Below are 13,542 nucleotides of genomic sequence, written 5' to 3'. Positions count from 1 at the left end.
AAGATGTATCACTTCAACAGCAGGAAGTGGGTCTTATTACAACAACTTCAGATTGAAACTCTTCGGACATGACTATCTTTGCCCTTCCTCCTAGTGTCGTAATAAAAACCAAGTAATGAAATGTACACCATGCAAGCCCCTTCTGTACTTACTTAAATTAGCAAATATTTTTCAGGATACTTGATTTAATTGTAGTGTCTTTCTTCTATATTAATTGAAGAAAACGCTTTCTCCATTATGATATGCATAAAAACTTGTGATGTTTGTGCTATTTCGAGCAATGTCAAGCTATTCTTTTTTTATTTTTTATCTGTTTTAGATAGGTATTGCTTTGATTTGCGTAGCTTTCCGCTTGTATTCTGTGGAGGGCTGTATTTATAGGGGCCTGAGGGGTATTTTTGGGGACCGGAGCAGTTCTTCGAGGTGGCCAGAGCGATTTTCTCTTGGACCTGAGCAGTTTTTTGAGGAACCCGATCACTTTCCTCTTGGACCTGAGCAGTTCTTTGGGGGACCCGATCACTTTCCTCTTGGACCTGAGCAGTTCTTTGGGGGACCCGATCACTTTCCTCTTGGACCGGAGCAGTTTTTGAGGTGACGGTTAAACCCAAATCTTCTTGTGAAGAAAAAAAGTGAAGTAAACAACATTGTATATTTTGGAGTTACTTTGTTACAGTACGTATTGCAAAACAGATAATTTTATAGCGAAAAGGCCCCAACATAACATTATGCTAGAGCCTTTTGTATTTAAATCAATCCAATTACATTTAAAAATACGATAATAATAGCAATTGGTGCTATATAGCGAAGTATGAATAACCATAATACAAATAATTTATAGCCTTTATTTTTACTTACACCTAGTTCTCTCATTAATACATCTTTCTTCATTTTAAACGGTACGAAGATCGCAACTAATAATACACCGAGTGGCATAAGAACATTACTTACTGTAAAGTCTGCTAAATCAAAGATTGTTTTTCCAAACAATTGCACATCGCTTAATACACCAAATGATAGCGCCGATGGAATCCCTACAACAAAGATTAGTAATCCTACAATCAATGCCATTTTTTCGCGTTTCCCTTTACCTTTTGTCGTTAAAGAGGCCACGCTAATTTCCAACATGGAGATGGCTGATGTTATAGTAGCGAAGAAAAATAGTAACAAGAAAATAATGAAGAACACTTTCCCAAATGCCATTTTACTGAAAATCGCTGGCAAGACAATAAATAATAGACCTGGTCCTTGAGATGGTTCCATTCCAAATGCGAATACTACTGGGAAAATAGCAAGTCCTGCAAGTAATGTAATGACAAGCGTTAAACCGACAATAGAAAATGCAGAACGCGGTAAACTTTCTTCTTTCGGTAAGTATGAGCTATACGTAACCATTACGCCTACACCGACAGATAACGAGAAGAACGATTGCCCCATCGCATATAATATAACTTCAGATGTAACATTTGAGAAATCAGGCTGTAAGAAGAAGCGAACCCCTTCTCCAGCTCCATCTAATGTAAGAGCACGAATAATTAAGACAAAGAATAAAACAAACAGTGCTGGCATGAAATATTTATTTACTTTTTCAACACCATTTTGAACTCCTTTACTAACGATAAAAATAGTAATAAGAATAAATAATAACTGTGATCCAACCGCTAAAAACGGATTGGAAATAATTTCATTAAAAGTGGCTTCGTACGCGCCATTTCCTTCCCATAGTCTACCTGTGATTGCATTCCATAAATATAATAAAATCCATCCTCCTACAACACTGTAGAATGAAAGCAAGATGAAGCATGTTGCAATCCCTAATTTACCAACCCACGGCCATTGCGTATTAGGAGAGATAGTTCTATATGCTTCAACAGCCTCTTTTTGTGTGCTTCTTCCAATTACAAATTCCGCCAATAATAACGGTAAACCAATTAATAAAGTAAAACCGATGAAAATAAGGAAGAACGCTCCGCCACCTCCAATACCGGCCATATACGGGAACTTCCAAATCGCTCCAAGACCTATTGCTGAACCTGCTGCGGCTAAAATGAAACCTAATTTCGATGTCCATTGCTGTGAATTCATCTCTTTATCTCCTCTCTTTTTCTATTTCTTTGTTTATTACAATTCGGTCTTTATTCATATTGGTCTATCATGACTCCTTTCTCATACAACCACTGCTTTTCAAATAAAAATCGTCCCTACGAAAACGTAGGGACGATAAAAATATCGCGGTACCACCCTAGTTATGAAGATATAACAAGTATAAAACCAGAATCAATTATGCCTCGGCATAATTGCGTCCGAAATCGGCTTTGTTCCTGCACAAAGAACTCCTTGCCGATTCCGTGACATCCGCCGGAGGCTTTAACTTCTTTCAGCGGGTGTTTGGACACCCGCTAAAGGAAGTTAAAAAATCGTCCCTACGCAAATACGTAGGGACGATTCAATATCGCGGTACCACCCTAGTTATGAAGTTACAACAAGAGTAAAGCCTCAATAAAAAACGTCCCTACGCAAATACGTAGGGACGATTATACATCGCGGTACCACCCTAGTTATGAAAATACAACAAGAGTAAAACCTTAATAAAAAAAACGTCCCTACGTAAATACGTAGGGACGATATATATCGCGGTACCACCCTAGTTGTGAAAAAATTCTTCACCACTTTATTTGATAACGGTATTCACTACCGTCTTCCACTTCCTCACAACGCGTGATTTATGAAAGATGCTCCAGGTCGAAATTCATGATCATCTATATACTGATTCGCACCAACCATCAGCTCTCTGAAATAGGGAGATTTTCACTACTTAATCCTATCATTGCCCAAATATTAATTTTCCGAATTGATACTATCATTTTTATCACACATTTAATACTAGCGTCAATTAATTTTTTGAAATTTTATGTATTATCCTCTTATTTTCATTCGCGCATGTTTTTATACTTCCGCATATATTCTTATAAAATAACAAAAAAACTAGGCTCACATTCTATGTAAAACCTAGTTTTTAAGCTTAATTGTTCTTTATTAAATAGCTGTCCAACCACCATCAATAACTAATTCTGCACCTGTCATAAAGCGTGATTCGTCAGATGCTAAAAATACAACGCCATAGGCTACATCCTCTGGTTCACCAAAGTACGGAAGCTGTGTATACGTTTTATAGAATGGAAGGGCTCCTCCTTCTTCCATCGTTGGTGCTGTCATTGGAGTTACGACGATACCTGGATGTACTGAATTTACACGAATTTTATCTTTTCCGTATTCAACTGCCGCTGATTTTGATAGTACTCGTAGTGCTCCTTTAGCCGCTGTGTATGGACTTGTACCTGCCATACCAACAATACCACCAATGGATGAAATATTGATAATAGTGCCGCCACCTGCATTCTTCATTTCAGGAATCACATATTTCATACCAATAATGCAGCCATTTAAGTTAATGTCCATTATTTTATTCCATTCGTCCATTTCCATGTTGGCAATTGTTTTTGGTGAAGAAATACCGGCATTGTTAACGAGTACATCGACTTTACCATATGTCTTCACTGCTTCGTCAATGACGGACTTCCAAGCATCTTCAGATGTCACATCATGCTGGATCCCTATAGCATCCCCGCCACTTTCTTTAATTTCCTTTACTAATTGGTTCAATGGCTCGATTTGAACATCTGTTGCGATAACTTTTGCTCCCTCTTGAGCAAATAATTTTGCTTCAGAAGCACCCATCCCCATTGCTGCTCCTGTAATAATGGCTACTTTTCCATTTAAACGACCCATTTTAAAACTTCCTCTCTATATTTGTTAGATATCTATTCCAATTAATAAAATGACTAATTCATGAACATATTAACAACTAGTTGTATTATCGACACGGTGTCGTTAATATAAGTATATCAATACTCTTCAAAAGAGCAAACAACACATTTCATAAATTCGACGCTTTATCAACGAACTTATAGCTAGTGTTGTAAAAATAGAAAAAATAAGACAAGGAGCTCAAAAATGTCGAATAAGAAACAGAAAATGGACCCTCGGGTTATGAGGACGCGCCAACTACTAAGAGACGCACTTGTGGAATTAATTGAGGAAAGAGGCTATGACAAGATTACGGTACAAGATATTACAGAGCGAGCGACCTTAAATCGTGCTACCTTTTATCTACACTATAGCGATAAGCTTGATCTTCTCTATCAAAGTACAAAGGAAATATTAAATGATTTAGTGAGCAGTCTTAACGTTACATTTGAGGGCAAGGTGGAATTTGATTTCTCAAAAGATGCAGATGAGCCACACGATACATTTATGCATTTATTCGAGCAAATTTCTTTAAATAGCAAATTATATAAAGTGTTTTTAACTGAAAAAGACATTCCTTATTTTTCTTCAGGTTTGAAGGAAATCATCAAAGATTTTGTCTCAAATGGCATAAACTCTATGCAGCCCGATGACAAAAAGCTTACAGTTCCACGTGAAATGGCTGTCAGATATTTTGCTGCTGCCTTTCTGGAGGTGATTGTTTGGTGGTTAGAAAACGATATGCCTTATTCACCAAAATTTATGGCTACTCAGCTATTGCGTATTACAGTGAAGGGTCCATATATTGACCATCCTTTTGGACAATAAAACAGTTTTTCAGCCTAACAACTTCTTAAGAAAAACCATCCATTAGTATCACTAAAAAAGAGAGAATTTCAAATAAAATTGAAATTCTCTCTTAAACAAGATTTGATTTATTGTTCGTGATGCGCGGCAATTGTTTAACATCTTACATATTTGCGTTTGAAACCAAGTCTCCCTTTATCTACATCCTTTTGAATATTTTCGTAAGCGTGCAGGACACTACTTTTTTTCTTATCCCGTTTAACTTCAACTGGACCTACTTCCTTTGCAATGTCGACAGCCTTTTCATGGAGCGGTAAATATGAAACCCCTACAGTGTATAGAAAATTATTCATAGCCGATTTCGTTCGTTCTGGCGATTCGTGAATCGTATTTTTCACAATTTCAATCATGTTGGCCATTTTACTCTCGGAAAATTCATCGTCTAAGCGATTCCCTAAAAGCCAACAGTAGCAACTCCAGCCCGCTGACATTCTCAGCTCTTCACCACTTGCGATCCATTTGTCAGCAACTTCTTGTGCAACATCTGCTTCCGCTAAAGTTACTGCTACCACATAATCCGACAGCATATAAAAATATGCCGAGTCCATCCAACGATCAAAATCTGACACAGTCATCGCCTTTGGATCTGCAATAATGCCTGCAAAATACATTGCGTCGTAATTCCCTGTGGCATAAAGTTCTTCAGCTAATGGTTGATTTAGTTTTATTTTCTTAGCGATTGGTTTCATTGCACCTGTTGCCACGCCAAAAAGCGGCTCATGCGCACCATTGGATATATAGATTTTTTTAGTTCGTTCCTTGCCAAGAGCCTCAAGCTCCTGCATTACCATTTCTAGATTCATTTTTCGCACTTCCTTTTTGGAGTATTCCCTCAAATATTTTGCCATTAAATATTTAACCATTATCCTATAGACAATTAAAGATTGAAAACTAAAACGCTTCATTTTTTACAATATGTGTTACTCATTTTTATTTTTGAAATAATTTATTTTGGTATTCCGGATTATGTAAAGCCTATTTTTGTTTATGAGTATCTTCTATTTTTCGGTTTTGCTTATTTATTTGGTATTATTCAAGATTTTTTTAATCCAAGCGAAAAAACAGATATATTATTACGTGTTGTTATCATCATTAGTTCTCTTGTCTTATTGATTACATCTATCTACTATGAAGCCACGTTTTCGCTTATTTTTTCTGCGATAATGTTTATTGCGATTAGTTTCTCATTATATTTAGCAATCAAGAAAAAAAATGAACAAGCAACAGGATTAATACCTTTTGCTTGTTCGGCTTGATGATTGTTATAGTGAAAAATTCAAGGCTGAATACATTTTTCAAAAGCCAATTAACTTTTTACAATTGTTCTTTGAGCCTTTTTAATAATTCTCTCAGTTGCCTTAGTTGGAGATTCTTTTTGCCATTCATCACATAGGTTTATTACCCATTCTGGTTGAGTTTTGCTAGCATCATTTAACCAGTTGCCGACAGAATCTTGAACATACTTTGCCGGATCTGATTTTAGTAAATTTAAAATAGGAAGTGCGATTTGCGGTTCTTCCTTTAAAACTTCAATATGCTTTGTCCATACTCCGCGAGGACGAATTGATTCTAAACTGAACCTACGAATGTTTTCATCTTCACTTTTCGTCCACCCCGTTAACAATTCTACACTATGCTCAATATTTGCTGAAAGGTCCTCCCTAATAGACATCCAAGCAATTTCCCGAACACCAAAATGACGATCTGCTGCGAAGGGTTGGATATACAACAGCTTCTCCTCTAAAGAATAATCGTTGTTTTTATTCATAAATGCCGCCCAACACCGGACACTATCAGATACATGATGAGCGCATATTGTGATTAGCTCCTCTTTTTTTGTTGCACTCTCTTCCATTAAGACGGTATCTAATAAACTTCCAATTAAACGTATGGCCTTCATTCCCGTTTCAACTTTTTGCTTCTCTACCTCAGTTAGTATAAATTCTAACTTATCTTCTAGCCCAATTGATGGTAGAACTTTTTTTAATAAAGTAATATGATGAACAGCCTGCCACTCTGTTAAGTTAACACTCTCTATTTTCCCTTGATTCAACAATGTTAAAACTTCACTAGGGATTTCGCTAGCTTTTCTAGCACCCTTTCTATGTAAAATATCTTCTTTTACAACCATTTAACACCCTCCTGTTATTGTGGGACATAAAATCCGACATGTTGAAATGAATAGATGTCTATTTTTTATATTATTTCTTCTCACAGATTATTTCCACTATTCCCTCTACTCAAGTAAAAATCGGCAATTGTAAATCGATATTGATATCGAGTGGCTTGATAGAGACGCCTATGATACGATTACACAATAAGTAACTTCATTTGTTTTTTATGAGCGTGAGTAAAATCAAGTGAACAACAATATAAAAGGATGGTAATCAATTGAGCAACGAGCAAAATAATCATAAATTTATATACACATATGTACATCATGTTGACGAGTACGATCTATGTAGAATGGAGATGCGTTCATTTTTTAGTCTTGATTCCCAATCAAACTATATAATAAGCAATATTAACATTGATCCAAGCCGTAGCCCTTTTATACAAGACCGACTTGAAGTGCTCTATGAAGAAAACAGCGTAGAGAACATCAAGACATTGGTGAAGGGTATAAACATAAATGAAGCAACTTTTAAAGTGGTTTGTTTAAATAATATGGATATAGGTGAAACGAGGAAAATTCCTCAGTCAGAGCGTCGATTAATAGAACGCGAGATAGGATTATGCATTGAGGGAGAACCAGACCTAAATCATCCTAACATCGTATTTGGTCTTATGTTAGTAGATGGGATATGGCATTTTGGAAAGTATATGAAGAGTGAATCCATTTGGCTTAGACATTTACACAAACCAAACAGTTATTCAACGGCACTTAGTACAAGAGTAGCTCGTGCTGTTGCGAATATCGCAGTTCCACAGCCTCAGAATATACGTGCAATCGACCCTTGTTGTGGTATTGGGACAGTAGTAATTGAAGCCCTTTCCATGGGAATTAATATTGAAGGGCGAGATATATATTACAATGTTTGCAAAGGTTCCCGAGAAAACATCGCTTATTTTGGATTAACAGGCCAAATTACAGTAGGTCCAATCTCAGAAGTAACAGAACATTATGATGTCGCCATAATTGATTTACCATATAACTTATTTACGCATTCATCACCAGAAGATCAATTTGATATTATAAAACATGCTCGCCGGATTGCTGATAAGGTTATTGTCGTTACAATTGAAACAATTGATGACATGATAGAAGATGCAGGTTTGATTATAAAAGATCGATGCGTTGCTAAAAAGCAATCGTTTCTACGTCAAATTCTATTATGTGAATAACATAGTTTTTAGGGTACGACGTAAGAGGCAATTTGCTGAAAATCATTTCTAAAAAAATCTGCTACATAAAACAGAGACCTGGTCAACTATCTAGGTCTCTTTTTGTTAGTTTTATTAAAAATGCCTAAGCTTTTTTGGATCCATTCACAGCCCTATTTAGTAGTCTATGTCCTGTAATCCAAACTGCCACCCCGGTCCCCCACAATATTAGGGCTGAGCTAAAACCAACAGATGTCCACCATACCATAATTTGATAATTTCCCCAGGTAACTTTTATAGGGAAAGTAAATAGCGCGATTGCCGAAAACAGACAAAGAAGTGAACCCGAAATATAATAGATCTTCACCCGGAAAAGGTGCGCTAGAGGAAAGAAATGAGCACCGACAATAAGAGCCATAACGGGGACAAACAAATCCAAATGATTGGTAGATCCACAAATTCCGGCAGCGACGGCTATCAATACGCCTTCTAAACCGAAAATAATACCGAACCACATATTCTTTCGTTTCCACCGCTGGGAATCCCCTTTCCCCATATCGTTTGATAAGCTTTTTGAATTCATTATCAATACGATTCCTCCAATAAGCAATATTACACCAATCAATAGGGATAAGATCAACAGCCAAAGAAATCCCCACCCCTGCAGTCCTCTAATTCCAATTCCCGCCCACAGTGTACCGAAAAACGCCATGAAGATAACTCCAAAAGCCGTCCCGCGCATAGCAGCTCTAGGAATGATGTTTTGCGACATATCATGAACCCTCCTCTTCCAATTTCATTCTAAAAGGCTAAAAGATTCTGTTTCACCATTACGGAGAATTTCGCCAAAGTAAAGATAATAATAATATTCCTTATTTCTGAAATTCATTCACACTGTACAATTCATACGGTTGTAGTTACATGGGATACCTGCTATAAAGTTTGATCAGAAACACCCTCGCAGCCAGCATTTTTTTATAAATAAGCTTTGTTAAATTTCAATGTTGATTAAGCATAAAAAATAGAACTTCCATAAAAGCGGAAGTTCTATTTTTATTATTATTATTCAACTAACGCACTCCGTTATTTTAAGTGAGATGTTTCACAAATCTCCTTTGCCCTACGTTCCATTGATTTAGAATAACCAAAACAATCTCTAAATAACTTCCTGCCAATATATTTTTGAAAATTAGTGTATTTATATCGGTAAAACTCGTTCCAATAGCTAATCATTCTATTATAGCTTTTGCAAAACGGCACAATATTTTCAAGACAAAATCTTTTAATCCGTTCGGTATCCTGCTCTTTTAAAATATCATAAGTCATCTCTAATATTTCTACTACATATTCATCACATATTTTTACGATATAAGGAATAGCCCAGTCTTCATAATCCATCTGAAGCAATGAATAAATATGCTTTTGGCGAACAAATCCGTCACAACTTCTTGAATAAATACAATGCAAAATCATTTTTTGTCGTTGACTTAAATTTTCTTTAACTTCATCCGAAATATCAATGTAGTAGGTACGATAAGGAAATCTAATCACTTTATTATCTTGAAAATATTGAATAGTATCCTCTGACACACCGATAGTGCCATTATTATAAGTTTTATGAGGAATCATTCCAACCACTGTCGTCACATCATCTCTCAAATAGTTTGGAAATCCATCTCGAAACATTCAATCACATCCTTGCTTCGTATAATGCTACAAAAGTGTAGTAAAACTACTTTGTTAGTTGAATTAGAAACAATATTTATATCGTGAACTTAGATAACCTAAGTGTATGATAAAGTTGTATAAATTCTACTCTATGTTTGTTGCTGTTAATACATAAAGTCCAAGTTGATTCTACACATTTAATAGATTAACTTGAACTTTAGTAAATTCTTCTTTAACGAAAGACCCTGTTGGTTCAACAAAGAAAATTTATCTTTCTATTGATTAAAGTATTGCAAAATAATACCTTTACCTTCTTCTACTTCTACTTCTACTTCAGCATAAGCACCATTTATAAAAGTGATTTGTGGTGGAACATGACCGCAATCCACGTCATAAATAATAGGTATCCCAAGCTCATCAGAAAGTTCTTTATAAACATCTTCAACCGTATAGTTATTTACAGGTGTATTCGCATCACTTCGACCAAAAATAATACCTGAACATTGTTCAAACCAACCAGCTAACTTCATTTGTACTAATGACCTTCTTAAATCTGTTGTGTTCAGTTCGCAATTTTCTAAATACCATAATACAGGCTCTCCATTGATATATTGTTTACTAAAGTTTTGTACATCACCATAAGCGGTACCAATCAAATGTCTTATCACGTCTATACATCCACCAAGTAAACGACCTTGTATCTTAACTTTTTGATTTGACACAGTTTTCCAATAGGTTTGTTCTGTTAAATTAAAAACACATGGAGACGGAGAATTGTGTTGCCATTCTTTTTGAAATTTAGCTGATGAATGTTGAAGGACAGATTCTCCAATATTTGTCGATAATACAGACTGCCACATTGCAGTGGTGTCATCTGAATATTCCCCTCTTAAATCTACAAAATTTGTACCATGAGCAGTAGCTATACCTGTTTTTAATGTGATTGCTAATAATAATGCACTTATATCTGAATAACCTAATACCCATTTATTTTTTATATTTTCAAAATCAATTTTTTCAAGTATTTCAATTAATAGTTCTCCACCCCATGGAGGAATAATGATATTAATATTATCATCACGCATCATTTCATTAAACTCATCTGCACGTTTTTCGGCAGGTGCGGATTTGGCTTTTTCTTGAGTCCAAACCGTATCACCACATATGATTTTAAATCCTTTCGATTTCAGACGCTCACATGATTATTTTAATATATCATGTAACTCAACTTGTACCCCAGATGAAGGTGCCGTGACTCCGATGGTTGCATCTCTTTCTAAAAACGGGTATTTAATCATATGTATCCCCCTTAACTTTTACATTATTTTACCAAATTGAATTTAGTCGAACAATAACTATTTTCTACCTAAACTATCCTGCACCGATAGCACAACAAGAAAAAAGATGTTGCAGCTGCAACACCTTTTTTAACTCTTGCCCCCGTTAGTTCAATAAGAGAGAGTTGCTTTTTCAATATTCGCGGCCGATTGTTGAATCACCGAGTACAGAATTGCTGTTACTTTGATTATGCAAACCTAAAATTGTTTAAGCTATTACAATATATTTTCCACGGGTCTTGTAATCCGTTTTTCGTACAACAAGTTTCCTAGTAGATATACTGTTACGACTAATAACAAAATTGGTATCTGAAAGACAGTCCAATTCGAAGGTGCATAGTGTGTTATTTGATGTGCATTTTCAACCGTTTCAAGAAAGGCTTCTTTATATTCAAATTGTACAATCCACCGTTCATTAGCCATTGCTACTGTCCCAATATCATAATCGTTCGGAATGATGGACTCCGTAATCTTACCTTTTTCTCCAATTACAAGTTCTGCTTGTGAATAATCAAGTGGAAATAAATTTTTAGGACCTTCTTGTAAATATATAACATCATCATTATTTATATTTTCAGTAGAAAATACAGCTAAATACTGTAGTTGCTTACTATATTCCTGAAAAACAGCTTGGAGTGCTGGTTCATCTATATTATTTTGTGACAATATTGCTACGAATGCCTTATCCATAATGTCGTACTTTTGCTGTTCAATTACTTGTGCCTGTTCTCGCTCATTGTTAAGGTCAATCAACACGTTCAAAGAATATATAGTAAATCCGACTGTCACAATAAGCGAAATCCAAAATGAAGTTCTTAAAAAAGTAGTGTAATTTTTTTGGGCTTTGAAAAAATTGCCGATTCTTTGAAAAGGCTCCTTTTGTTCTATACGGGCTGGAATTTCTGGTTGCTCTTGGACATCAAACTCTCTACGCATTTGATTATAAATTTGAGCGCATTGTTCACAATTATCGATGTGCTGCTTTACAAATTTTGAGGTTTCTTCACTACATAGATGATCTATATAAGATGGTAATAAGTCACGGACAATGTAACATTCATTCTTCATCTTTCATCCCTCGCTCTCTTAATTTTAACTTGGCTCTGTAAAAGGTGACCCTTGCCCAATTTTCATTTTTTTGGTGTATTTCGCCGATTTCTCTAAAGCTTAATCCACCCAGTATACGTAGCAACACAACTTCTTTATATGGCTCGTCTAATAAATGAATCGTTCGGTAAAGTGCAATTTTATCTTCATTTTCGATGATATTGATTTCGACTGAAGGCAAATGATTCAATGAATGTGATTGATTCGGTTGTTTATTTTGCTTGTCCACGTGCTTATAATATGTATGCTTCGCAATTTGGCAGAGCCATACGGACATTTTGCATTCACCGTTATAATTGTCGATTGAGCGAATAGCCTGATAAAAGGTCTCTTGTGTTAGCTCTTCTGCAATGTCTGAACTGTGGCAAAGGACCATCAAATATTTAAAGACTCCATCGGCATATAGCTCATAGATTTCAGTAAGCTCTCCCAATGTTGCACCTCCTTTCAACCTATATATCTAAAAAGTCATCATTTCGTTACAAACTTTTTAAACTTTTTTTATAATCTCCATTTAGCATTATTAAATGTGTCTATGAGAGCATAGTAAAGGCTTTTTGATCTAACCTAATAAATATTACAAAAACCCAAACTGTTGGTTGAACAACTGTTCAGGTTTCAAGATTTAAATAGATTTTAGTTGTATTTACTCTTACAGACAATCTCATTAAATCCGTCAATTAAATATCAATTCGAGATTAACCCATATCTTTAGCAAAAGAGTGATTACTTGCGCAATCGCACCCCGTTAGCTTAATAAGATTATTTAAGAATTATGAAAAGTTCCGCTACCATTGTTGCTTGTTCGTTTTAATTCCTTTTTATATTTAGTATAGGAAACAAGAACTTCTATCAAAAATAAGCCCCATAGTATTGGATTAGTCTATTCAATACCAACCTGAGAAACACCACCAAGTAAACTTAAAATTATTAGTAAAGAGAAAATGTATATACCCGAAAAAAAGGTAAAAATAAGTTTTTGCTTGCTTGATTTAAATACCGGCTCCCCATTTTGACGGGTAATAAAAGCTAAGACAATAAAGGTAACAACCCCCATTATCCCTATTGAAATATTTATACCTATATCGGGGAAGAAGTCAATTACTACTATTAAAGTGAAAAATCCCGCTACTAAAGTTTGGGATATATAATTTACTCTATTTTTCATGCGTCACCTTCCTCTCCTCAATCCAACCATAAAGTTACCATTATTAATCATAACATCAATTTCCTTTATTTAGGAATAAATCATTAAACTATATACTCCTTGTTAAACAAAACTGCATCGTTAGTTCAATAAAAACATACTAAGATTAGTAGTGCAGACCAAGGCATTGGTTCGTACTACTATTTTTTTATATAGTAGAGGTGAAGAATAGGTCGGGCAGCTCTTTGGATCTTGAATCCGTAAAAAAAACTGACCTACTTCACAACC

12 protein-coding genes, 1 pseudogene and 1 other annotated feature are annotated in these 13,542 nt (G+C 35.4%); of the genes and pseudogenes, 3 read left to right on the top strand and 10 right to left on the bottom strand.

Annotation, left to right across the window (positions count from 1 at the left end; all coding sequences use genetic code 11):
• Positions 1 to 744 precede the first annotated feature (744 nt).
• Both AC1DCY_RS10530 and AC1DCY_RS10525 read right to left on the bottom strand, forming a co-directional pair.
• A complete protein-coding gene (locus AC1DCY_RS10530; RefSeq protein ID WP_477349873.1) occupies positions 745 to 2,082 on the bottom strand; it encodes a sodium-dependent transporter in 1,338 nt (445 codons plus the stop codon).
• A 529-nt stretch (positions 2,083 to 2,611) separates the two neighbouring features.
• Positions 2,612 to 2,834, bottom strand: a binding site (T-box leader).
• Positions 2,835 to 3,033: 199 nt separating this feature from the next.
• Positions 3,034 to 3,786: a glucose 1-dehydrogenase gene (locus AC1DCY_RS10525; protein WP_477349871.1), complete on the bottom strand. Its 753-nt coding sequence runs from the start codon at positions 3,784 to 3,786 to the stop codon at positions 3,034 to 3,036.
• A gap of 225 nt (positions 3,787 to 4,011) precedes the next feature.
• On the opposite strand from AC1DCY_RS10525, the gene AC1DCY_RS10520 reads away from it, so the two are divergent.
• On the top strand, positions 4,012 to 4,632 hold the full coding sequence (locus AC1DCY_RS10520) for a TetR/AcrR family transcriptional regulator (RefSeq protein WP_477349869.1): 621 nt from the start codon (positions 4,012 to 4,014) through the stop codon (positions 4,630 to 4,632).
• Positions 4,633 to 4,766: 134 nt separating this feature from the next.
• Here the strand turns inward: AC1DCY_RS10520 and AC1DCY_RS10515 are convergent, their stop codons facing one another.
• On the bottom strand, positions 4,767 to 5,474 hold the full coding sequence (locus AC1DCY_RS10515) for a DNA alkylation repair protein (RefSeq protein WP_477349868.1): 708 nt from the start codon (positions 5,472 to 5,474) through the stop codon (positions 4,767 to 4,769).
• Positions 5,475 to 5,555: 81 nt separating this feature from the next.
• Between AC1DCY_RS10515 and AC1DCY_RS10510 the strand changes: the two genes are divergently transcribed.
• The gene (locus tag AC1DCY_RS10510) at positions 5,556 to 5,927 is read left to right on the top strand and encodes a hypothetical protein (protein WP_477349866.1); all 372 of its coding nucleotides are present in this window, start codon (positions 5,556 to 5,558) and stop codon (positions 5,925 to 5,927) included.
• Between the two features lie 50 nt (positions 5,928 to 5,977).
• Here AC1DCY_RS10510 and AC1DCY_RS10505 read toward each other — a convergent pair whose 3' ends face one another.
• Positions 5,978 to 6,802, bottom strand: coding sequence for a DNA alkylation repair protein (locus tag AC1DCY_RS10505; protein ID WP_477349864.1), 825 nt, complete (start codon positions 6,800 to 6,802; stop codon positions 5,978 to 5,980).
• Positions 6,803 to 7,062: 260 nt separating this feature from the next.
• Here AC1DCY_RS10505 and AC1DCY_RS10500 point away from each other — a divergent pair, with 260 nt between their 5' ends.
• Complete coding sequence (locus AC1DCY_RS10500) at positions 7,063 to 8,016, top strand: TRM11 family SAM-dependent methyltransferase (RefSeq protein WP_477349862.1); 954 nt, start codon at positions 7,063 to 7,065, stop codon at positions 8,014 to 8,016.
• Between the two features lie 124 nt (positions 8,017 to 8,140).
• On the opposite strand, the gene AC1DCY_RS10495 is transcribed toward AC1DCY_RS10500, so the two are convergent.
• The 6 genes and pseudogenes from AC1DCY_RS10495 to AC1DCY_RS10470 form a co-directional block, all read right to left on the bottom strand.
• The gene (locus AC1DCY_RS10495; protein WP_477349860.1) at positions 8,141 to 8,767 is read right to left on the bottom strand and encodes a hypothetical protein; all 627 of its coding nucleotides are present in this window, start codon (positions 8,765 to 8,767) and stop codon (positions 8,141 to 8,143) included.
• 311 nt (positions 8,768 to 9,078) lie between these two features.
• Positions 9,079 to 9,681: a hypothetical protein gene (locus tag AC1DCY_RS10490; protein WP_477349858.1), complete on the bottom strand. Its 603-nt coding sequence runs from the start codon at positions 9,679 to 9,681 to the stop codon at positions 9,079 to 9,081.
• Positions 9,682 to 9,938: 257 nt separating this feature from the next.
• Positions 9,939 to 10,961 (bottom strand): annotated as a pseudogene (locus AC1DCY_RS10485) (S66 family peptidase).
• A 255-nt stretch (positions 10,962 to 11,216) separates the two neighbouring features.
• Positions 11,217 to 12,068, bottom strand: coding sequence for a zf-HC2 domain-containing protein (locus AC1DCY_RS10480; RefSeq protein WP_477349856.1), 852 nt, complete (start codon positions 12,066 to 12,068; stop codon positions 11,217 to 11,219).
• Positions 12,058 to 12,540: an RNA polymerase sigma factor gene (locus tag AC1DCY_RS10475; RefSeq protein WP_477349854.1), complete on the bottom strand. Its 483-nt coding sequence runs from the start codon at positions 12,538 to 12,540 to the stop codon at positions 12,058 to 12,060. Before AC1DCY_RS10475 ends, AC1DCY_RS10480 begins: the two co-directional genes overlap by 11 nt.
• A gap of 450 nt (positions 12,541 to 12,990) precedes the next feature.
• Complete coding sequence (locus AC1DCY_RS10470) at positions 12,991 to 13,275, bottom strand: hypothetical protein (protein WP_477349852.1); 285 nt, start codon at positions 13,273 to 13,275, stop codon at positions 12,991 to 12,993.
• Positions 13,276 to 13,542: the final 267 nt, after the last annotated feature.

Source organism: Lysinibacillus sp. 10T31 (genome assembly GCF_056394365.1).
Note: the sequence above shows the minus strand (reverse complement) of the source record. Positions and strands in the feature narration are given on the sequence as shown.

What these genes read in the sequence shown, in the direction of transcription:
- AC1DCY_RS10530 (WP_477349873.1), bottom strand. Translation starts at nt 2,082, where the DNA reads ATGAATTCACAGCAATGGACATCGAAATTAGGTTTCATTTTAGCCGCA.
- AC1DCY_RS10525 (WP_477349871.1), bottom strand. Translation starts at nt 3,786, where the DNA reads ATGGGTCGTTTAAATGGAAAAGTAGCCATTATTACAGGAGCAGCAATG.
- AC1DCY_RS10520 (WP_477349869.1), top strand. Translation starts at nt 4,012, where the DNA reads ATGTCGAATAAGAAACAGAAAATGGACCCTCGGGTTATGAGGACGCGC.
- AC1DCY_RS10515 (WP_477349868.1), bottom strand. Translation starts at nt 5,474, where the DNA reads ATGAATCTAGAAATGGTAATGCAGGAGCTTGAGGCTCTTGGCAAGGAA.
- AC1DCY_RS10505 (WP_477349864.1), bottom strand. Translation starts at nt 6,802, where the DNA reads ATGGTTGTAAAAGAAGATATTTTACATAGAAAGGGTGCTAGAAAAGCT.
- AC1DCY_RS10495 (WP_477349860.1), bottom strand. Translation starts at nt 8,767, where the DNA reads ATGTCGCAAAACATCATTCCTAGAGCTGCTATGCGCGGGACGGCTTTT.
- AC1DCY_RS10490 (WP_477349858.1), bottom strand. Translation starts at nt 9,681, where the DNA reads ATGTTTCGAGATGGATTTCCAAACTATTTGAGAGATGATGTGACGACA.
- AC1DCY_RS10480 (WP_477349856.1), bottom strand. Translation starts at nt 12,068, where the DNA reads ATGAAGAATGAATGTTACATTGTCCGTGACTTATTACCATCTTATATA.
- AC1DCY_RS10470 (WP_477349852.1), bottom strand. Translation starts at nt 13,275, where the DNA reads ATGAAAAATAGAGTAAATTATATATCCCAAACTTTAGTAGCGGGATTT.